This window comes from Phenylobacterium sp. FG114 (genome assembly GCF_057809855.1).
Map to the genome: position 1 here is coordinate 75,515 of NZ_JBMDKU010000007.1, position 21,691 is coordinate 97,205.

Sequence of the window (21,691 nt, forward strand, 5' to 3'; positions counted from 1 at the left end):
TCATGGCCGCGGCGCTGATGCTGCAGGGTTGCGGCTCGGATGTGGGCAAGTCGGTGCTGACGGCGGGCCTCTGCCGCCTGTTCGCCAATCGCGGCTTGAGCGTGCGGCCATTCAAGCCGCAGAACATGTCGAACAATGCCGCCGTCACGGCCGATGGCGGCGAGATCGGCCGCGCCCAGGCGCTGCAGGCCCTGGCCTGCCGCGTCCCGCCCAGCGTGCACATGAACCCGGTCCTGCTGAAACCGCAGTCCGACGTCGGCGCGCAGCTGATCGTGCGCGGCCGCATGGAGGGGACTTGGCAGGCGGCGGGCTACCAGGACCGCAAGGCCAGCCTGCTCCCGACGGTGGTGGCGAGCTTCCGCCACCTGGCGGCCGAGGCTGACCTGGTGCTGGTCGAAGGCGCCGGAAGTCCGGCCGAGACCAACCTGCGCGTGGGCGATATCGCCAACATGGGCTTCGCCCATGCCGCCGATGTGCCGGTCGTCCTGGTGGGCGACATCGACCGCGGCCATGTGATCGCCAGCGTCGTCGGCGCGCATGCGGTGCTTGACCGGGCCGATCGGGGACGCATCCAAGGCTTCCTGATAAACAAGTTTCGCGGCGACCCGCGTCTGTTCGACGCCGGCCGCGCTGAGATCGCCGCGCGCACCGGCTGGGCGGACCTGGGCATGGCGCCCTGGCTCGCCGCCGCCGCGCGCCTGCCGGCCGAGGACGCGGTGGTCCTGGAACGCGTCGCGCCCGGTGTGCGCCGTCCGGTGGTCATCGCCGTGCCGATGCTGTCGCGGATCGCCAATTTCGACGACTTCGATCCCCTGCGCGCCGAGGCCGATGTCGACCTGCGTTTCATCCCGCCGGGCCGCCCGCTGCCCGGCGACGCCGATCTGGTGATCCTGCCGGGGACCAAGGCCCCCCTGGCCGACCTGGCCTTCCTGCGCGCCCAGGGCTGGGACATCGACCTTGCCGCCCATGTCCGCCGCGGCGGACGGGTCCTGGGGGTCTGCGGCGGCTACCAGATGCTTGGCCGGCGCGTCTCGGACCCCGACGGCGTGGAAGGGCCGTCCGGCGGGGCGGACGGTCTTGGGCTGCTCGATGTCGAGACGGTCCTGACCGGCGAAAAGATGCTGCGGCCGGTCTCGGGCGACTTGGCGGGCGGCGGTGCGTTCCAGGGCTACGAGATGCACGTCGGCCGCACGACCGGCGCCGCGACGAACCATCCTTTCGTCACCTTCGCCGCAGGCGGACGCGACGGGGCGGTCTCGCCGGACGGCAAGATCGCCGGTGTCTACGTTCACGGCCTCTTCGCCGCCGGATCCGCCCGCGCCGCGTTCCTCGCAGGGCTGGGCGCGAGCTCGAACGCGACGGCACACGCCGCGGTCGTCGATGCAGCCCTCGACGAGATCGCCGAAATCCTGGCCGGCGCCTTCGACATCGGCGCCCTGGCGCGGATCGCAGGGCTGTCCGCTCCGCCCTGACCCGAATTATTCCCGCCGCGGGGGAGGCGGCTTGCCAAGCTTGCCCGCGCGGTCTGAAGTCCGCGGCCTCCGGGGGGAGCAGGCGCGACCGGCGGTCGGCGCGTCTTTGGGGGTTGGGGGTTTCCGCGCGTGCCGACGGTCGCGACATACGACGCGCTGCTGTCCGGCTATTCGTGGAATGGCCTGGGCGTGGCCGGCCAGCCGGCCTTCGTCACCTATTCGTTCGATACAGCGGCGGCGTCCTATGCCGCGGGCGCGTACAGCGACGCCTTCCTGGCTAGCTTCAAGACGTTCAGCGCGGCCGAGCAAGACATCGCCCGGCAGGCCCTCTCGGCCTGGGCCGACATCAGCGGCCTGACCTTTTTCGAAGTCCCCGCGGGCCTCGGCGACATCCGCTTCGGATCCTATGACTTCAGCCTCGCGCCGGCGGACAGCGAGAGCAGCGCGGGCTTCGCCTATCTGCCCTATGTTCTGAACTTCAGCGACGGCGCCTGGGAAGACCCGCTCAGCGGCGACATTTTCATCGCGGCGGGCTACGCCACGTTCGACGTGCTGGCGCACGAAGTCGGCCACGCCATCGGTCTCAAGCACCCGTTCGAGGATGAGATCCGGCTGGATCCCACCCTCGATGACCTCGCCCACACGGTGATGACCTACAATCCGGTGGGCGGTCCCGTGAGCGTGCTGGGTTCGCTGGACGCCCTGGCCGTGCAGCACATCTACGGCGGCGCCCTGGCGGATGGCGCGCAGGCCGCGTCCTGGTCGTGGGACTCGACCCGGCTGATCCTGACGCAGTCCGGCTCCGCGGACGGGGAGAGCCTCGCGGGCGTCGCGGTGGCCGACCGCATCGCGGCGGGCGCCGGGGCGGACTATGTCATGGCGCGGGGCGGGGACGACCTTGTCGACGGCGGCGACGGCGACGACACCCTCGCGGGCGGTTCCGGCGCCGACACGGTCACCGGCGGCGCGGGCGACGACATCGTCGACGGCGACGAGGGCGCCGACAGCCTGGACGGGGGCGCCGGCGCCGACGACCTCTGGGGCATGGATGGGGCCGATATCCTGGTCGGCGGCGCGGACAACGACACGCTGCACGGCGGGGAGGGCGTCAACCGGCTGCAGGGCGGCAGCGGCGACGACATCATGATCGTCTGGGATGGGGCCAGCTTCGTCGATGGCGGTGAGGGGAACGACGAGCTCTGGATCGCGCCCCCAAGCGCCGACCCGGTGTCCTTGAGCTACGCCAGCCTCATGGCCGGCGGCGGAACCTGGACCAGCATTGAGACCGTGGTGATGTTCGGCGACGTGGGCGCGGACACGCTACAGGGCGGGTCCCTGGCCGACGTGCTGGCGGGCGACGCCGGCGCGGACTCGCTGAGCGGCGCGGACGGCGGGGACGAGCTCTGGGGCGAGGCGGGCGCCGATACGCTCTCCGGCGGGGCAGGGTCCGACACCCTCGATGGGGGAGAGGGTGTCAGCTACCTGCGCGGCGACGACGGCGACGACAGCATCACGGGCGGCGGCGCCTTCGACGACATCAACGGCAACGCGGGCGCCGACACCGCGGTCGGCGGCGCGGGCGACGACTGGGTCGTGGGCGGCAAGGACAACGACCGGCTGTCCGGCGAGGATGGCGACGACATCGTCTACGGCAACCTGGGCTCCGACACCTGTGACGGGGGCGCCGGCGCCGATCTGGTCCGCGGCGGCCAGCAGGATGATGTGCTGACCGGCGGGGCGGGCGACGACTGGCTGTCGGGCGACCGGGATTCGGACACGATCACCGGCGGCGCGGGCGCCGACGTCTTCCACACCTTCGGCGACGCCGGCCTCGACCGGGTCACCGACTTCAGCCAGACCGAGGGCGACCGCGTCCAGTTGGACCCCGGGACGCAATACACGGTCGCGCAGGTGGGCTCGGACACCGTCATCACCATGACCGGGGGCGGCCAGATGATCCTGGTGGGCGTCACGCTGAGCGCGCTCACCCCCGGCTGGCTGTTCGGGGCCTAAGCCGTCGCGGGCCTGGCGGGCGCCGCCTTGCGCATCCTCTGCGGCTTCCACTGGACAAGCGAGCGCCAGGCCCATTCGAATGGCCCGTAGTGGAACCGCCCCAGCCATAGGTGGCTCCAGGCAAGCAGGAACGCCCAGACGCCGGCCACCACCCAGAGCAGCTCCGCCCGGGACAACTCGCCGTAGAGGCCGAAGCCGTAGCCGCAGAAGAGCGTGCTCGTGATGATCGAGGTAGTCAGGTAGTTCGAGAAGGCCATGCGGCCCGCGGAGGCGAAGAGGCCCATCAGTCCCTTCAGCACGCCCGCGCGCACGCACAACAACACCACGGCCGCATGGGCCAGGCCGATAAACGGCCGGGTGATCTGCTGCCAGACCTCGCGCTCGTGCAGGACCAGCGGGTCGAAGTTGGACTGCGCGATTCCCCAGGCCAGCCAGGCCGTGAACGGCGCGCAGATGAGGTAGCCGAAGGCGATGATCGCGGCATAGGCCCGGGTCGACCAGCCCAGGGTGAAGAAGCCTAGCCGGAACAGGGCCATGCCGAGGAACATCTGCCCCAGCGCCTCGGGGAACATGTCGGTGGGCAGCAGCACGACGTAGAACAGCATCACCATGTTGGCGCGCGCCTGCAGCGCCGAGACGAAGTCGCCACCGAAGCCCGCCAGTTCGGCCGCCTTCGCCTCGGGCGGCGCCGAGACCGCCATCGACGCCTGTTGCCACGCCTTGATCGCATCGGCCGACGCGCCGGGGGCCGTCGCCGTCGCATGCAGCGCCTCGATCATTCCCGCCTGCCAGACATTCTTTGCCAGCAGCGCCGCCAGCACGGTCACGCCGATGATCAACTGGGTCCGCGGCGACAGCTTGCGGAACGGGAACACCACCAGCCCCGCCAGCGCATAGACGACCAGCACGTCGCCGAACCAGAACAGGAAGGCGTGCGCCAGGCCGAACAGCAGCATCCAGCCCATCCGTCGATAGTGCGTCGCCGCCGGCGACAGGCCAGAACCCGCCTCCGCCCGCTCGGCGATCAGCACGGTCGACGCGCCGAACAGCATCGTGAACAGCGCGCGCATCTTGCCGTCGGTGAGGACGTTGTTGATCGCCCACGTCCAGAAGTCGGCCCCGGTGGCGCCGCCGGCGTAGGTGGGATTGATGTAGGCGAACGACGGCAGGCCCATTCCCACGATGTTCATCAGCAGGATGCCCAGCACCGCCATGCCACGGACAGCATCGATGGACAGGTGCCGCTCGGCCCCGGCGTTGGTCATGGCTCTCCCCTAACGTTGTTCGCCAAGGTTCGCCGCCGGACGCAGACTGTCAACGCGCCCAAACAGTGCTAGCGATGCCACCAGCGTAACGGGCGGGCGATGGCGCGGGCGGACGGACAGGCAGGCGGCGCTCTTCGGGGGCGGAGGCCCAAGGGGCAGGGGCCCGACCTGCGCCAGTCGATCCTTGACGCGGCGGAGGCGCTCTTCTCGCGCCACGGCTTCTACGGCGTCACGGTCCGGCAGGTGGCGTCCGAGGCGGGCGTCGACACCGCCCTGATCCACTACTACTTCGGCGCCAAGCGCGAGCTGTTCGACAACGTCTTCGCCCGCCGCGCCGAGATCCTCAACGACGCGCGCCTCGCGGCCATGCGGGCTTATGCCCAGTCCCACGCCGGATCGATGACGTCGGAGGGAATCATCGAGGCGTTCATCGGGCCCCTGATCGACCTGTCGCTCACCAACGACGATGGCTGGAAGAACTACTTCCGCCTGGTCGCGCTCGTGAACAATACTCCGGCGTGGGGCGGCGAGACCATGCACCGGTTCTTCGATCCGGTGGTCCACGAGCTGGTCGACACGCTGAAGGCGGCCTTGCCCGAGGCCGAGTTGCGCGACCTTTACTGGGCCTATCAGTTCCTCACCGGGGCGATGATGCTGACCTTGTCCGAGACCGGTCGCATCGACCAGCTGTCGGACGGCCTCTGCCGTTCCACCGACCTCGAAGCCGTCCGGGCGCGCCTCTACGCCTGGTGCGCCGCCGGCCTGGAAGAGGTCGTGCGCCGCCGGCCGTAACATCGACGTATCGACGGGCGTCGAGGTGTGTCGAAAATTCATCACCTGATTAAAAACTATGGCCGCGGCTCCGGCAGGCGCTGGCGCGACGCGGCGGATTAGCTCAACACTCCCGCATAATTCACTCACTAGTGAAATCTTCGACGCCGCTCCGTCCATGGGGGACGTCCGGCGCCGTCGGGAGGAAACACATGAAAAGCCTCATGAAGGCCGCCCTCCTCGTGGGCGCGGCCTGGTCCGTCGTTCCGACCCTCGCCATTGCCCAGACCGCGGCCGCCGACGACGTGGGCGTGGAAGAGGTGGTGGTCACAGCCCGCCGCCGCGAAGAGACGCTGAAGGACGTGCCCGTGGCCGTCACCGCGGTCAGCGGCGAGCGCTTGGCCGCCACCGGCGCTGTCGATCTCACCACGCTGCAGCAGTCGACCCCCAACACCACGGTCCAGGTCGCGCGCGGCTCGAACTCGACCCTGATCTCGTTCATCCGCGGCGTCGGCCAGCAGGACCCGCTGTGGGGCTTCGAGCCCGGCGTCGGCCTCTACATCGACGACGTCTACGTGGCGCGCCCGCAGGCCGCCGTGCTCGACATCTTCGATGTCCAGCGCATCGAAGTGCTGCGCGGGCCGCAGGGCACGCTGTACGGCCGCAACACCATCGGCGGCGCGATCAAGTACGTCACCGCCAAGATCGAGGGCGACCCTGAGCTGAAGTTGAAGGGCCAGATCGGCTCGTACGACCAGCGCGACATCGTGGCCTCGGCCAAGGGCCAGGTGAACGATTGGGTGGGCCTGGGCCTCACCTGGGCGAAGTTCAACCGCGATGGCTTCGGCAAGAACCTGACCACCGGCGCCGAGCACTACGACAAGGACGTCTCGGCCGCCCGCGCCACCGTCGAGCTGACGCCGACCGACAGCCTGTTCTTCCGCCTGTCGGGCGACATCGTCACCGACCGGTCGAACCCGCGCCACGGCCACCGCGAGACGCCCGGGCTGACCGCCACGGGCGCGCCGATCCCGACCGCCACGGTGCTGGACGACGTCTACGACACCCGCGCCGGCTCCGGCGACAAGAACAAGGTCGAGGCTCGCGGCGTGTCGCTGCTGGGCGAATGGAAGGCGTCCGACACCCTGACCTTCAAGTCCATCACCGCCTACCGCGCCGGTGAGACCGAGGGCACGATCGACTTCGACAACGAGCCGGCCCCCCTGTTGGACATCCCCGCCCGCTACAACGACCACCAGTTCACCCAGGAGTTCCAGGCGCTCTATTCGGGTGAGCGGCTGCAGGGCGTGTTCGGGCTCTACTACCTGAACGCCACCGCCGCCGGCGCCTTCGACACCGTGGTCGGCCAGGCGAACCTGACGATCGCCACGGCGGGTCACGTCGACACAAAGAGCTACTCGGCCTTCGCCGACGTCAGCTACGACATCACCGACCAGCTCTCGATCTCGATCGGCGGCCGCTACACCAGGGACAAGAAGACCGGCCAGGTCTATCGCCAGAACTTCACCGGCCTGAAGAGCCCGCTGTTCGGCAACAACGTGGCCATCCCCGGCCTGGTCCGCTCGAACTTCACCAGCTCGGACACCTACGAGAAGTTCACCCCGCGGGTGAGCCTGAAGTACGAGATCACGCCGGACGTCTCGACCTATGTGTCGTACAGCCAGGGCTTCAAGTCGGGCGGCTTCGACATGCGCGCCGACGCGATCACCACGCCGAGCTCGGTCAACGGCTACGACCCGGAAAAGGTCGACAGCTTCGAGGGCGGCCTGAAGGGCTACTTCTTCGACCGCCGCCTGTCGCTGAACACGGCTGTCTTCTACTCGAAGTACAAGGACCAGCAGGTGACCCTGCAAACCCCGGTGGGCGCGGCGATCGCCTCCCAGGTGCTGAACGTCGGCAAGTCGCATATCTACGGCGCCGAGTTCGAAGGTCAGGCCAACTTCACCAGCTCGCTCTTCGCGAACTTCTCGCTGGGCTACACCAAGGCCGAGTTCGACGAGTACCGTGCGCTGGACCTGACCTCGACGCCGCCCGTGGTGCGTGACTTCGCCGACCAGCGGGTCTTCCAGAACACCCCGAAGTGGAACGGCGCGGTCAGCCTGACCTATCGCCACGACCTGGGCGATCACGGCTCGATCGCCTTCATCCCGTCGGCGTCCTACCGCTCGTCGTTCCACATGTTCGAGGTCCCCTCGATCCTGGACCAGGACAGCTACTGGCTGCTGGACGCCAGCGTGGTCTGGACGTCGGCGGACGACCGCTACCAGGTCGGCCTGCACGGCAAGAACCTGGGCAAGGAAGAGTACCGGATCGGCGGCTACAACTTCCCGCAATCGGCTGGCGTGCTCTTCGGCAACTCGGTGACCGGCTACTACGGTCCGCCGCGCACCGTGACCCTGTCGGTGCAAGCCAAGTTCTAAGCCTTAAGCGACGCCCGGCTCCTCCAGAGCCGGGCGTTTCCGATTCCAGGGACGGTCATGTCTTCCAAACCCCAGGCCAAGGGCGACCCGAGGGCCGTCCTGGCGGTGCTGATCCTCGCCTACACCTTCAATTTCCTCGACCGGCAGATCCTGGGGATCCTGGCCGGGCCCATCAAGGCGGACCTGGGCCTGACGGACAGCCAGCTCGGGCTGATGGGCGGGCTGGCCTTCGCGCTGTTCTACACCGGCCTCGGCGTTCCGATCGCCGCGCTCGCCGACCGGTGGAGCCGCACCTGGATCATGACGGGCGCCCTGACGCTATGGAGCGGCTTCACCGCCGCCTGCGGCCTGGCGACGGGCTTCTGGCAGCTCTTCCTCTGCCGGATGGGCGTGGGCGTGGGTGAGGCGGGGGGTGTCGCGCCGGCCTATTCCCTGATCGCCGACTACTTCCCCAAGGACCAGCGGGCGAGGGCGCTCGCGGCCTATTCCTTCGGCATCCCCATCGGTTCCGCCCTGGGCATCCTGTTCGGCGGACTCATCGCCCACGCCATCGACTGGCGGGCCGCCTTCGTCGTCGTCGGCTTGGCCGGCGTGGCGCTGGCGCCGATCTTCCGCCTGGTGGTGAAGGAGCCGCCCCGCGAAGCCGCGCCGGCTGCGGCGCCGTCGGGGGCGGGCGGCGTGCGCGCCCTGCTGGCCAAGCCTAGCTTCTGGCTGATCTCGCTCGGCGCGGCCGCCTCGTCGGTCTGCGGCTATGGCGTGGCCTTCTGGCTCCCCAGCTTTTTCGAGCGCAGCCTGGGCATGGGGCTGGTCGATCGCTCGCTGTTCCTGGGCTCCATGACCCTCGTGGGCGGCGTGCTGGGCGTGTGGGGCGGCGGGGTGCTCGGCGACCGGCTGGGCCGCGCGCGTCCGGCCGCTTATCTGCTGGTGCCGGCTGCGGCGTTCCTGCTGGCCTTGCCGTGTTTCGTGCTGGCCGTTCAGGCCAAGGCGCTGTGGCTGGCTTTCATCCTGTTCCTGATCCCGACGGGCCTGAACCTGGTGTGGCTGGGGCCGGTTATTACGGCGGTGCAGCATCTTGTCGCGCCCCAGCAACGCTCTACAACCTCGGCGTGCTTCTTGTTCGTCAACAACCTGATTGGGTTGGGGCTGGGCACTTGGTACTTCGGGGCGATTTCCGATGCACTTACGCCACGTTACGGGGCGGAAGCCCTTCGCTACGCGATTTTTTCGGGCCTGGGCTTCTACGTCGTGAGCGCCGCACTGTTCGCCCTGGCGGCGCGGGGGCTCAAGCGCGACTGGGTGGACTGAAACGGATTACATCAGCTGATGAAAAAAGGGCTTGCGTGCGGTGCAGCAAAGGCGCAGAACGATCTAGCCCTTTTGGGCGTTTCCTCCCTAATGACTTGGCCGCGCCTCCGGGTGCGGCCTTTTTTTTGATCGGCCTCGACATGCGCCGCGGTGCGCGTGGCCGTGCAGCGCGCGGGCCACCCCCCGGAAGCGCTCGATGGTTTAACCGGCGGACGCGTCATAGGCCGCGCTGTCGCGTCATAGCCCGGTGACATCGGGCTCAGGAACGGCGTCAGCGTTGCGCGCTTCCGCCGCGGCCAATGCGCCGGAGGGTTGATCCCACTAAACTTCCAGTATTCTCTCGATGACGCCGGGCTTTATTTGCGGCTGAGCTGGAACCTGCACTGTTAGGCCGCGTTCCACCCGGTGGGCGGGGGTGTGCCAGGCTCGTAGGGCCGGCGCATTTCCCCGAGTTTTGTACATATCCCGTCGGGGGAAACATGCCTGCTGCCGCTGCGACCACCGCCGCCAAGACCCGCCGCGCCCCTTCAAACGAAACAGATGTCGATACCGCCCAGTTGCTGGCGGCCCTGCGGGCCTTCCGCCGTGGGGACTTCTCGGTCCGGCTGCCCCGCGCGACCGGCATAGCGGGCGAGATCGCCGAGGCCTTCAACGATGTCGTGGAACAGAACGACCGCATGACGCGGGAGTTCGAGCGGCTCGGGGAAACGGTGGGCCGCCAGGGCAAGATCAGCCACCGCGCCAAGCTGCCCACCGCGCAAGGATCCTGGGCGGCCTCGGTCGAGGCGGTGAACACCTTGATCACCGACATGATCCACCCGACCGCTGAGATGGCGCGCGTGATCGGCGCCGTGGCCAAGGGCGACCTGGGCCAGACCATGGACATGGAGAACGAGGAACGCCCGCTGCGCGGCGAGTTCCTGCGGATCGGCAAGGTCGTGAACACCATGGTGGGCCAGCTGGGCTCGTTCGCCGCCGAAGTGACCCGCGTGGCGCGGGAAGTGGGTACGGAAGGCAAGCTGGGCGGCCAGGCGCAGGTGAAGGGCGTGACCGGCGCCTGGAAGGACTTGACCGACAACGTGAACTTCATGGCGGCCAACCTGACCAGTCAGGTGCGGAACATCGCCGAGGTGACCACCGCCGTGGCCAACGGCGACCTTTCCCGGAAGATCACCGTGGACGTGAAGGGCGAGGTGCTCGAGCTGAAGAACACCATCAACACCATGGTGGACCAGCTGAACGCCTTCTCGTCGGAAGTGACTCGTGTGGCCCGCGAAGTGGGCACGGAAGGGAAGCTGGGCGGCCAGGCGCAGGTGAAGGGCGTGACCGGCGCCTGGAAGGACCTCACCGACAACGTGAACCTGATGGCCGGCAACCTGACCGGCCAGGTGCGGAACATCGCCGACGTGACCACCGCCGTGGCCCGGGGGGACCTGTCCAAGAAGATCACCGTGGAGGTCCGGGGCGAGATCCTGGAGCTGAAGAACACCATCAACATCATGGTGGACCAGCTGAACGCCTTCTCGTCGGAGGTGACCCGCGTGGCCCGCGAAGTGGGCACGGAAGGCAAGCTGGGCGGCCAGGCCCGCGTGGAAGGCGTGACCGGGGCCTGGAAGGACCTGACCGACAACGTGAACTTCATGGCCGCCAACCTGACCGGCCAGGTGCGGAACATCGCCGAGGTCACGACCGCCATCGCCAATGGGGACTTGTCCAAGAAGATCACCGTGGACGTGAAGGGCGAGATCTCCGAGCTCAAGATCACCATCAACACCCTCGTCGACCAGCTGAACGCCTTCGCCTCCGAAGTGACCCGTGTGGCCCGCGAAGTGGGCACCGAGGGCAAGCTGGGCGGCCAGGCCCAGGTGAAGGGGGTCGGCGGCGCCTGGAAGGAACTGACCGACAACGTGAACCTCATGGCCGGCAATCTGACCGGCCAGGTCCGCAACATCGCCGAAGTGACCACCGCCATCGCCAACGGCGACCTGTCGAAGAAGATCACCGTCGACGTGCGCGGCGAGATCCTGGAGCTGAAGAACACCATCAACACGCTGGTGGATCAGCTGAACTCGTTCTCGTCGGAAGTGACCCGTGTGGCGCGCGAAGTGGGCACCGAGGGCAAGCTGGGCGGTCAGGCCCAGGTGAAGGGGGTCGCCGGAGCCTGGAAGGACCTCACCGACAACGTGAACCTGATGGCGAACAACCTGACCGGTCAGGTTCGGAACATCGCCGAAGTCACCACCGCCGTGGCCAACGGCGACTTGTCCAAGAAGATCACCGCCGACGTGAAGGGCGAGATCCTGGAGCTGAAGAACACCATCAACACCATGGTGGATCAGCTGAACGCCTTCGCCTCGGAAGTGACCCGCGTGGCCCGCGAGGTGGGCACGGAAGGGAAGCTGGGCGGCCAGGCGCAGGTGAAGGGGGTCGCCGGGACCTGGAAGGAACTCACCGACAACGTGAACTTCATGGCGAACAACCTGACCGGTCAGGTGCGGAACATCGCCGAAGTGACCACCGCCGTGGCCAACGGCGACCTCTCCCGCAAGATCACCGTGGACGTGCGCGGCGAGATCCTGGAGCTGAAGAACACCATCAACACCATGGTGGACCAGCTGAACTCCTTCGCCTCGGAAGTGACCCGTGTGGCCCGCGAAGTGGGCACCGAGGGCAAGCTGGGCGGCCAGGCCCAGGTGAAGGGCGTCGCCGGCACCTGGAAGGAGCTGACCGACAACGTGAACCTGATGGCTGGCAACCTGACCGGCCAGGTGCGGAACATCGCTGACGTGACCACCGCCGTGGCCCGGGGCGACCTCTCCAAGAAGATCACCGTGGACGTGCGCGGCGAGATCCTGGAGCTGAAGAACACCATCAACATCATGGTGGACCAGCTGAACGCCTTCGCCTCGGAAGTGACCCGGGTGGCGCGGGAAGTGGGCACCGAGGGCAAGCTGGGCGGCCAGGCGCAGGTGCCCGGCGTGGCCGGGACCTGGAAGGACCTCACCGACAACGTGAACATGATGGCCGGCAACCTGACCGGCCAGGTGCGAAACATCGCTGACGTCGTGACCGCGGTGGCCACCGGCGACCTCAAGCGCAAGCTGACCCTGGACGCCAAGGGCGAGATCGCGGCCCTGGCCGACACCATCAACGGGATGATCGAGACCCTCGCCACCTTCGCCGACCAGGTGACCAACGTGGCGCGCGAGGTGGGGATCGAGGGCAAGCTGGGCGGCCAGGCCCGCGTGCCCGGCGCCGCCGGCCTGTGGCGCGACCTGACCGACAACGTGAACGAACTGGCCGCCAACCTGACCACCCAGGTGCGCGCCATCGCCGAGGTGTCGACGGCCGTGACCAAGGGCGACCTGACGCGCTCGATCACCGTCGAGGCCTCGGGCGAGGTGGAGGAGCTCAAGAACAACATCAACGAGATGATCCGGAACCTCCGCGATCAGACGTTGAAGAACACCGAGCAGGACTGGCTGAAGACCAACCTGGCCCGGTTCACCCGGATGCTGCAGGGCGAACGCGACCTGTCGACCGTGTCGAACCTCGTGCTCTCGGAACTGGCGCCGCTGATCAACGCCCAGCACGCCGTGTTCTACGTCTCGGACCGCGACGAGGAGGGCGCCTCGGTGCTCAACCTCGCGGCTTCCTACGCCTTCAACAACCGCAAGCACCTGGCGAACAGCTTCAAGCTGCGCGAGGGCCTGATCGGGCAGTGCGCGTACGAGAAGTCGCGCATCCTGCTGTCCAACGTCCCCAAGGACTATGTGCAGATCTCGTCGGGCCTCGGAGAGGCGGCGCCCGCGAACATCATCGTCCTGCCGGCCCTGTTCGAGGGCGAGGTGAAGGCGGTGATCGAACTGGCCACCTTCGGCGAGTTCAACGAGACCCAGCAGCAGTTCCTCGACCAGCTGATGGAATCCATCGGCATCGTGCTGAACACCATCGCCGCCAACATGCGGACCGAGGGCCTGCTGAAGCAGTCGCAGCTTCTGACGTCCGAACTCCAGGCGCAGCAGGAGGAGCTGAAGAAGACCAACGACCGGCTGGAGCAACAGGCCGCGTCGCTGCGTCAGTCCGAGGAACTGCTTCGCACCAAGCAGGAGGAACTGCAGCAGACCAACGCCGAGCTGCAGGAGAAGGCGCACCTGCTGTCGGTCCAGAACCAGCAGGTGGAAGCCAAGAACCGCGAGGTGGAACAGGCCAAGATCGCGCTGGAGGACAAGGCCGAGCAGCTGGCGCTGACCTCCAAGTACAAGTCCGAGTTCCTGGCCAACATGAGCCACGAACTGCGCACCCCGCTGAACTCGCTGCTGATCCTCTCCAAGCTGCTGGCCGACAACACGCAAGGCAACCTCTCGGACAAGCAGGTGGAGTTCGCCCACAACATCCACGCCGCCGGCGCGGACCTGCTGGGCCTCATCAACGACATCCTCGACCTGTCGAAGATCGAGAGCGGCACCACCACGCTGGACATCAGCGAGATGTCGTTCGCCAGTCTCCGCGACCAGACCGACCGCACCTTCAGCCAGGTGGCGGCGGACAAGAAGCTGGACTTCGTCGTCGACCTCGATCCGGCCCTGCCGCGCTCGATGTACACCGACGACAAGCGCCTGCATCAGATCATCAAGAACCTGCTGTCGAACGCCTTCAAGTTCACCGAAAAGGGTCACGTGAAGCTGCGGGTGGCCCGCGCCAGCTCGGGCTGGAACCCGACCAACGACCACCTCAACACCGCGGGCCAGGTGCTGGCGTTCTCGGTGGAGGACTCGGGGATCGGCATTCCGGAGGACAAGCAGCGGATCATCTTCGAGGCCTTCCAGCAGGCCGACGGCACGACCAGCCGCAAGTACGGCGGCACGGGCCTGGGCCTCTCGATCAGCCGCGAGATCACCCGCCTGCTCGGCGGCGAGCTGCGGGTCGTTTCGACCCCCGGGAAGGGATCGACCTTTACCCTGTATCTGCCGCTGAACTTCAGCCCGGCCCAGGCCCCGCCCGCCCGGTCGGGCGCGCTTCCGCAGCTTTCGCGGCCGATGATGATGCCCTCGTCCTTCTCCGACGAAGCCGTCGAGGCCGTGGCCGACGACCGCGACCTGATCACCTCGGAAGACTCGGTGGTGCTCATCGTGGAGGACGATCCGCGCTTCGCGTCCATCCTGCTGAACCTCGTCCACGACGCCGGCTTCAAGGGCGTCGTGACGGGCGAGGGCGGCGCCGCCCCGTCGCTTGCGCGGCGCTTCGGCCCCGACGCCATCATGCTGGACATCGGCCTGCCCGACATGGACGGCCTTGCCCTGCTCGACCTGCTGAAGCGCACGCCGGAGACGCGGCACATTCCGGTCCACCTCATCTCGGCCGACGACCAGAAGGGCCTCGGCCTGTCGATGGGCGCCTTCGGTTTCACCCACAAGCCGGTGGAGCGCGAGGTGGTGGTCTCGACCCTGCAGGGCGTTAAGAGCTTCGCCGACCGGGCCGATCGCCGGATCGTGCTGGTCGGTGGCGAGGGCGAGGCCGCCGACACGCTTCGTCAGAGCTTCCCGAACCTGGAGCTGGCGGGCGATTTCGAGTCGGTCATCGGCCGGCCCGCCGCGGAGCTGCCCGACGCGGTGGTCATCGAAGGCTCGGCCATCGCCGTGCCCCAGCTCATCGACCAGCTCAAGCAGGCTGAGGGGCGGTGCACGCCGGTGGTGGTCTATGCGCCCACCGAACTGGAAGCCGGCGACGAGCGGCGCCTTCGGCTGGCGGTCTTCGGCGGTCTGGTGCGGATGGCCCGCACGGTCGATCAGCTGATCGACCAGGCGGCGCTGCTGCTGCATACGCCCATGGAGATGCTGCCCGCGCCGGCCAAGGCCAAGCTCACCCAGAGCCGGCACGAAGACGCCGTGTTGACCGGCCGCAAGGTGCTGGTCATCGACGACGATATCCGCAACATCTTCTCGCTGGCTTCGGCGCTCGAGGAGTTCGGGATCGAGCTCAGCTATGCCGAGAGCGGCCGCGCGGGTCTCGAGGTCCTGGAAGCCAAGGCCGACATGGATGTGGTGCTGGTGGACATCATGATGCCCGATATGGATGGCTATGAGACGATCCGAGAGATCCGCTCGCGGCCGGATTCCGAAGACATCCCGATCGTGGCCGTGACAGCCAAGGCAATGAAGGGCGACCGTCAGAAATGTATCCAGGCGGGCGCTTCCGACTATGTGTCCAAGCCGGTGGACATCGACCACCTCATCTCGGTCCTGCGCGTCTCGATCCAGCGCGCCGACGCGATGAAGATGGCCAGCGACACGGTGGTGCCCTTGATGCCGCAAGCGAGTTGACGTGAGCGCAACAGCCCCCGCCAGACCCGCGTCGAGGGCCTGGCGGGCGGAGCCCACGGCTCCGCCCGACCTGGAGGCCCCGCTTGCTGCGCGTATCCTGATTGTGGATGACGACGAGCGAAACGCCTTCGCCGCCGTCGAAGCGCTTTCCGACCTCGGCCACGAGTTGATCGTCGCTCGTTCGGGCGAGGAGGCCCTCAAGCGGCTCCTCTCCGAGGAGTTCGCCCTCATCCTGCTCGACCTGCACATGCCCGGGATGGACGGCTACGAGACGGCCGCCCTGATCCGGTCGCGCAAGCGCAACCAGCATACGCCGATCGTCTTCCTCACCGCGATCTTCCGGGACGAGGCGCACATCTTCCAGGCCTACTCGGCCGGCGCCGTCGACGTGGTCTTTAAGCCCATCGACCCCTTTATCCTGAAGGCGAAGGTGCAGGTGTTCGTCGACCTCTTCCTCAAGACCAAGGAGGTCGAGCGCCAGTCCGCCTACCAGCAGTGGCTGCTGGACGAGCATGCGCGGGTGAAGGCGGAAAAGGCCCGGGCCGAAAAGGCGCTGCGCCGGACCGAGGCGCAGCAGGCGGCGATCCTCAAGTCGCTGCCGATCGTATTCCATTCCCGCTCGATCGACCCGCCCTTTGCCGTCCAGTTCGTGTCGGACAGCGTCGAGCAGATCACCGGCTTTGCAGCCGAACGCTTTACGAGCGAGGCGGAGTTCGGGACCAGCCGGATCCATCCGGACGACCTGCCGGCCTATGTGGAGCGCGTGGGCGCGGCAGGGCGCACGGGCCACTACAGCGCGGAGTTCCGCTGGCTTTGCGCCGACGGCCAGTACCGCGTGCTGCAGGACCAGGGCGTCGTCGCGCCCAGCGCGGACGGCGAGGCGCGTGAGATCTTCGGCGTGATCCTCGACGCCACCGACCGCCGTAGCCTGGAAGAACAGCTCGCCCAGGCGCGCAAGATGGAGGCGGTCGGCCAGCTCACCGGCGGCGTCGCCCACGACTTCAACAACCTGCTGACGGTGGTGCTGGGCAACATCGACATGCTGGCCACCCGGAAGGAGGAAGACGAGCGGCGGATGCGGCGCATCGAGGCGGTGCGCCAGGCCGCCGAGCGGGGCCGCGACCTGACCGGCCAGCTCCTCGCCTTCTCGCGGCGGCAGCACCTGACGCCCGTCACACTGGATGTGAACCGGCTGATCCGCGAGTTCGCCCCCCTGATGCGCCAGGCGGTGGGCGAGGCGGTGACCATCGAGCTGGACCTGCTGCCCGAGGCGCTGAATACCCACGTCGATCCGACCCAGCTCGAGACCGCGTTGCTGAACCTGGCGGTCAATGCCCGCGACGCCATGCCCGATGGCGGCGGACTGTTCATTTCCACGCGGCGCGAAGCGGGCCCGTCTCCCTTGGGCTGCGTGGCCATCGAGGTGCGCGACACGGGCGTAGGCATGAGCCCCGAGGTTCGCAACCGGGTCTTCGAGCCCTTCTTCACGACCAAGGATGTCGGCAAGGGTTCGGGCCTCGGGCTGAGTCAGGTCTATGGCTTTGTCAGCCAGTCCGACGGCGAGGTGCGCCTCGACAGCGCCCCCGGCGAGGGCACGGTGTTCCTGTTGCTGCTGCCCGCCAGTGCGGCGGAGGCCGAGGCCCCCAGGCGCGACCGGCCAGCAGCCAAGGTGGTCGGGGGCGCCGAGAAGATCCTGCTGGTCGAGGATGATGCGACGGTGCTGGCGCTCACGCTGGATGTGCTGACGGGTCTGGGTTACCGCGTGACGACCGCGACCAACGCCAGCGAAGCGCTTGAGCGGCTGCACGCCGATCCCGACATCGATCTGCTGTTCACCGACGTGGTGATGCCCGGCGGCGTCAATGGTCTCAGCTTGGCGCGCACGGCTCGGGAACTGCGGCCCACGCTACGGGTGCTGCTGACGTCGGGCTTCATTGGCGAGGATCGGGCCATGAACGGACGTGAATTCCCGCTTCTGGACAAACCGTACGAGGCCGCCCAGTTGGCCACGACCCTCCGGAAGCTGCTCGATCGGCCCGAGCGGCGGCGCAAGCGGGCGACCGCAGCCGCGGAGTAGGGCTAGCTGTCCCTGGCCAGGCGCTTCAGGGCGGCTGCCAGTCGCCGGGCATGAGCGCGATTCATCTCGCCGTCGCGCTCGCCGGCCGAGAGCTGCGCGGCCATCTGCGTCAAGGCGTCGGCATGGCCGCTGGGCGCGAAGACGCCGGCCAGCAAGCGAGCTTCCATCATGAGGTCGCTGCGGATTTCGGGCGGGCAGGCCTCGAGCAGCGCCTCGTCGAAATCGAAGACGTTGCAGGCTTCGCGGCCGGCGTCATTTCGGCGTGGATGTCCCATCGGAGGCGACTAACCCTTGATTCCGTCAGGGGTTCCGGCGCCTGCGACGCATGATCGCTGTTATGCGTAGCGCCCGCTGCGGTTGCTTGCATTCCCCTTTTCGATAGTCGAGGTTCGCGCAAAAGGGGGCCATATGAGCCAAGATTCGGAACACGGGCGGCGTCTTGCCCAGAACCTAGTCGAATTGCTCGCGCCCTACGAAGAAGAGTTGATCCAGCTTGAGCGTGATGTGCCGGCGTTTGGTCCCCTGCGGCGGGCCTTGGGCATTGCGATCGCCGAGGCGTGTTATTGCATCTCGGACACTCCCTTGCCGCAAGAAGACCTCGTTCCTCCTGCCGATGACGCGGCTGGTCGCGCGAGGTAGAGCTCACGCATTCTAGGAGATCCGGAATAAACATGGCCAACAGACCCGAGGCGGTCGCCGACCCTGTAGATGTCGCCGTCGGCGCACGAATCCGGCTGTTGCGCAAGGTACGGGGCCTATCGCAACAGGCGCTGGCGGAAGCCGCCGGCGTGACCTTTCAACAGATCCAGAAATACGAACGCGGCGCCAACCGCGTCAGCGCTTCCATGCTGACACGCATAGCCAAGACGCTGGGCGTGCCGGTGGCCGAGATGTTCGGCGAGGCGTCGGTCCACAGCGGAGCCGTCGACGAAGTCGCCGCCTTGCTGGCCGAACCCGGCGCATTGGAGTTGCTGAAGGCTTATGCCCATTTGCCGCGCGGGGTGTCCCGCTCGGCGCTGGTCGAGTTCGTCCGCAGTCTCCGCAGTCAGCCGGGCTGATCTCGGTGCGCACGGCCGTCATCCTTGCCGCGCTGGCCGCGGTCGCGACAGCGACTCCGGCTCCCGCCGCGCCGAAGGATGCGGCCGAGCGCAAAATGGTCGCGACGATCGACGCCGAGACCGCGCGCAACGTGAAGCTGCTCGAGGATCTGGTGCGGGTGAATTCCGGCACCATGAACCTCGCCGGCGTCGAGCGCGTGGGCCAGATGCTGCGCCCCGAGTTCGAGCAGTTGGGCTTCCAGGTGCGCTGGGTCCCGATGGCCAAGGTCGGGCGCGCGGGCCACCTGATCGCGACCCACAAGGGGAACGGCAAGGGCAAGCGCATCCTGCTGATCGGCCACTTGGACACGGTGTTCGAACCCGACAGCCCCTTCAAAGGCTGGAAGCGCGAGGGCGACATCGTCGAGGGGCCGGGCGTCGGCGACATGAAGGGCGGCGACGTGGTCATCGTGGCCGCGCTGCGCGCCATGCATGCCGCCGGGACGCTGAAGGCCGCCGACATCACCGTCGTCCTCACGGGCGACGAGGAGAAGCCCGGCGCTCCGCTCTCGGAGGCTCGCGCCGACTTGATCGCCGCCGGTAAGGCCAGCGACGTGGCGCTGGATTTCGAAGGCCTGGCCCAGCGCGATGGCCAGGACGTGGGCTCGATCGCCCGCCGCTCCTCCACCTCTTGGACGATCCGGGCGAGCGCGAAGTCCGGCCATTCGTCCGGCGTCTGCAAGCCCGCCGCCGGCTGCGGCGCGATCTATGAACTGGCGCGCATCGTCGACGAATTCCGCCGCGAGCTGCCCGAGCCCAACCTGACCTACAACGTGGGCATGATCCTGGGCGGCTCCCAGGCCGAGCTGAACGCCGGCGACACCGGCGGCCAAGCAAGCGGCAAGCCGAACGTGATCGCCGCCACGGCCGTCGCCCGAGGCGACATTCGAACCCTTTCGGGTGAACAAGAAGAGCGCGTCCGCGCCAAGATGCAGGCCATCGTCGCGCGCCACCTGGACAAGACCGAGGCCCGGATCGAGTTCTCGGACGACGGCTATCCGCCGATGGCCCCCACCGAAGGCAACAAGGCGCTGCTGGCCAAGCTCAACGGGGTGAACGCCAGCCTCGACCTGCCTGAGATGCCCGCCGGCGACCCCGCCAACCGCGGAGCCGGCGACATCTCGTTCGTGGCTTTCATCGACGGCTTGGTCGGCATGGGCATGGCCGGCGAGGGCAGCCATGCGCCGGGCGAGACCGCGGACCTGAAGAGCCTCGACCGCCAGGCGAAGCGCGCCGCGCTTTTGATCACGCGGCTGTCCAAGGAACCGCGGCCGAAGCGCTAGGCCGGAGCCCCCAGGGCCGCCAGCGCGCGCTCCTTGATCGCCTTGTAGTCGACCTTGCCGTTCGGCGCGCGGCCGATGCTCTCGACCACCACCAGCTCCCGCGGCGCCTTGTAGTGGGCCAGTTGGGCGCGGACGTGGTCGGAGAGAGCGGGCAGGGTCGGGGCCGCGCCGGCTTCCGGCTCGACGACCGCGCAGATCCGTTCGCCGAACCGCGCGTCGGGCACGCCCACGACCACCGCGTCGCGCACGTCGGCATGGCGCTTCAAGGCCTCTTCGACCTCCTCCGGGAAGACCTTCTCACCGCCGGTGTTGATGCAGACCGAGCCGCGGCCCAGCAGCTTCAGGGTGCCGTCGGTGTTCACCTCGGCCCAGTCGCCTGGCACGCTCCAGCGCACGCCCTCCATCACCTTGAAGGTCTTCGCGCTCTTCTCCTCGTCCTTGTAGTAGCCCATCGGCAGGAAGCCGGAGACGGCCACCAGCCCGCGCTCGCCCGAGCCAGGCTGCACCCGTCGGCCGTCTTCGGTGAAGACGCCGGTGTTCGGGCCCAGCATGAAGGCCGCGGTCTGCGCCTCCATCCCCGCCGCCGAGGCTGACGCCCCGAGGCCCACCGCCTCGGACGAGCCGAAGCTGTCGGCGATCAGCGCCTGTGGGATATGGCGCAACAGGCCGCGCTTGTTCTCCTGGCTCCACATCGAGCCCGACGAGCTCATGGAGCGCACGCTGGACAGGTCCCAGCGGCCCGGCGTGGCCTCAAGCGCCTCCAGCATCGGCGTCGAGAACGCCAGGCCCACCAGCACGATGTTGGTCGCCTTCAGCCGCTCGGTCTCGTTCCACAGTTCCACCGCGTCGAACCTGCGCGTGGGCAGGCTGCACACCGTGCCGCCGCCGTTCAGGGCGATGAAGGCCGAGAACTGTCCGGTGCCATGCATCAGCGGCGCGGCCACGATCATGGTGGCGCGCTGGTGTTCAGGGCCCTGGATCCGCTCGATCAGTTCAGGAATGGACGTCGCCGGCGGGATGCCCATGGCCGCGTTGCCGCCCGCCCCCAGCACCTGGAACAGGTCGTCCTGGCGCCACATCACGCCCTTCGGCATGCCGGTGGTGCCGCCGGTGTAGAGCAGCAGCAGGTCGTCGCCCGACCGGCCCCACGGGGCCCTCACGGGCCGCTGCGCCGGGACCTTCGCCACCACGGCGTCGTAGTCGGCGGCCCACGCCGGAACCGGGTGGCCTGGTTCCGCCACTGCGACCCAGGCCTTCACCTTCGGCAGGCGGTCCTTGATCTGCTCCAGCAGCGGCGTGAAGCCCGCGTGGAAGACCACGGCCTCGGCGTCGGCGTTGTCGAATAGATAGGTCACCTCCTCGGGGCCGTAGCGGTAGTTGGTGTTGACGGGGGCCAGGCCGGCCTTGAACGCCGCGAAATAGGTTTCGAGGTATTCCGGCCCGTTGAAGAGGTAGCCCGCCACCTTGGCCTGACGGCCGACGCCGCACTCGATGAAATGAGCGGCCAGGGCGTCGGCGCGGGTGTCGAATTCGGCCCAGGTCAGCTGGCGCTTGCCCTGGATCTGCGCCGGATAGTCCGGCTGGGCGGCTGCGATCGCCTCCCACACGTCCGCGATAGTCCACGCCATGGCCGCTAAGCCTCCC

The 21,691-nt window shown here is 68.1% G+C and carries 13 protein-coding genes; 10 read left to right on the forward strand and 3 right to left on the reverse strand.

What is annotated here, in order from left to right; genetic code table 11:
• The first annotated feature begins 2 nt into the window (after positions 1 to 2).
• Both ACODSY_RS13535 and ACODSY_RS13540 read left to right on the forward strand, forming a co-directional pair.
• Positions 3 to 1,472: a cobyric acid synthase gene (locus ACODSY_RS13535; protein WP_488952280.1), complete on the forward strand. Its 1,470-nt coding sequence runs from the start codon at positions 3 to 5 to the stop codon at positions 1,470 to 1,472.
• 129 nt (positions 1,473 to 1,601) lie between these two features.
• Complete coding sequence (locus tag ACODSY_RS13540) at positions 1,602 to 3,485, forward strand: matrixin family metalloprotease (protein ID WP_488952281.1); 1,884 nt, start codon at positions 1,602 to 1,604, stop codon at positions 3,483 to 3,485.
• Here the strand turns inward: ACODSY_RS13540 and ACODSY_RS13545 are convergent.
• Positions 3,482 to 4,750 (reverse strand): DUF418 domain-containing protein, encoded by a 1,269-nt coding sequence (locus tag ACODSY_RS13545; protein ID WP_488952282.1) that lies wholly within the window; start codon positions 4,748 to 4,750, stop codon positions 3,482 to 3,484. The genes ACODSY_RS13540 and ACODSY_RS13545 overlap by 4 nt on opposite strands.
• Positions 4,751 to 4,849: 99 nt before the next feature.
• On the opposite strand from ACODSY_RS13545, the gene ACODSY_RS13550 reads away from it, so the two are divergent.
• The 5 genes from ACODSY_RS13550 to ACODSY_RS13570 all read left to right on the forward strand — a co-directional run bounded on the left by ACODSY_RS13550 (position 4,850) and on the right by ACODSY_RS13570 (position 17,667).
• On the forward strand, positions 4,850 to 5,542 hold the full coding sequence (locus tag ACODSY_RS13550; RefSeq protein ID WP_488952283.1) for a TetR family transcriptional regulator: 693 nt from the start codon (positions 4,850 to 4,852) through the stop codon (positions 5,540 to 5,542).
• A 191-nt stretch (positions 5,543 to 5,733) separates the two neighbouring features.
• Entirely contained in the window at positions 5,734 to 7,962 is a 2,229-nt protein-coding gene (locus ACODSY_RS13555; RefSeq protein WP_488952284.1) for a TonB-dependent receptor, read from the forward strand.
• A gap of 57 nt (positions 7,963 to 8,019) precedes the next feature.
• Complete coding sequence (locus ACODSY_RS13560; protein ID WP_488952285.1) at positions 8,020 to 9,267, forward strand: spinster family MFS transporter; 1,248 nt, start codon at positions 8,020 to 8,022, stop codon at positions 9,265 to 9,267.
• A 479-nt stretch (positions 9,268 to 9,746) separates the two neighbouring features.
• Positions 9,747 to 15,590 carry a HAMP domain-containing protein gene (locus ACODSY_RS13565; protein ID WP_488952286.1) on the forward strand — a complete coding sequence of 1,948 codons (5,844 nt, stop codon included), beginning with the start codon at positions 9,747 to 9,749 and terminating at the stop codon, positions 15,588 to 15,590.
• A gap of 1 nt (position 15,591) precedes the next feature.
• Positions 15,592 to 17,667 carry a response regulator gene (locus tag ACODSY_RS13570; RefSeq protein WP_488952287.1) on the forward strand — a complete coding sequence of 692 codons (2,076 nt, stop codon included), beginning with the start codon at positions 15,592 to 15,594 and terminating at the stop codon, positions 17,665 to 17,667.
• Positions 17,668 to 17,669: 2 nt separating this feature from the next.
• Here the strand turns inward: ACODSY_RS13570 and ACODSY_RS13575 are convergent, their stop codons facing one another.
• The gene (locus ACODSY_RS13575) at positions 17,670 to 17,942 is read right to left on the reverse strand and encodes a hypothetical protein (RefSeq protein WP_488952288.1); all 273 of its coding nucleotides are present in this window, start codon (positions 17,940 to 17,942) and stop codon (positions 17,670 to 17,672) included.
• Between the two features lie 133 nt (positions 17,943 to 18,075).
• Between ACODSY_RS13575 and ACODSY_RS13580 the strand changes: the two genes are divergently transcribed.
• The 3 genes from ACODSY_RS13580 to ACODSY_RS13590 are packed head-to-tail and all read left to right on the forward strand — an operon-like array spanning position 18,076 to position 20,047.
• Positions 18,076 to 18,306, forward strand: coding sequence for a hypothetical protein (locus ACODSY_RS13580; RefSeq protein ID WP_488952289.1), 231 nt, complete (start codon positions 18,076 to 18,078; stop codon positions 18,304 to 18,306).
• A 32-nt stretch (positions 18,307 to 18,338) separates the two neighbouring features.
• Entirely contained in the window at positions 18,339 to 18,725 is a 387-nt protein-coding gene (locus ACODSY_RS13585) for a helix-turn-helix domain-containing protein (RefSeq protein ID WP_488952290.1), read from the forward strand.
• 5 nt (positions 18,726 to 18,730) lie between these two features.
• Entirely contained in the window at positions 18,731 to 20,047 is a 1,317-nt protein-coding gene (locus ACODSY_RS13590) for a M20/M25/M40 family metallo-hydrolase (protein WP_488952291.1), read from the forward strand.
• On the opposite strand, the gene ACODSY_RS13595 is transcribed toward ACODSY_RS13590, so the two are convergent.
• Positions 20,044 to 21,675, reverse strand: a complete 1,632-nt coding sequence (locus ACODSY_RS13595) for an AMP-binding protein (protein WP_488952292.1) — start codon at positions 21,673 to 21,675, stop codon at positions 20,044 to 20,046. The genes ACODSY_RS13590 and ACODSY_RS13595 overlap by 4 nt on opposite strands.
• Positions 21,676 to 21,691 lie beyond the last annotated feature (16 nt).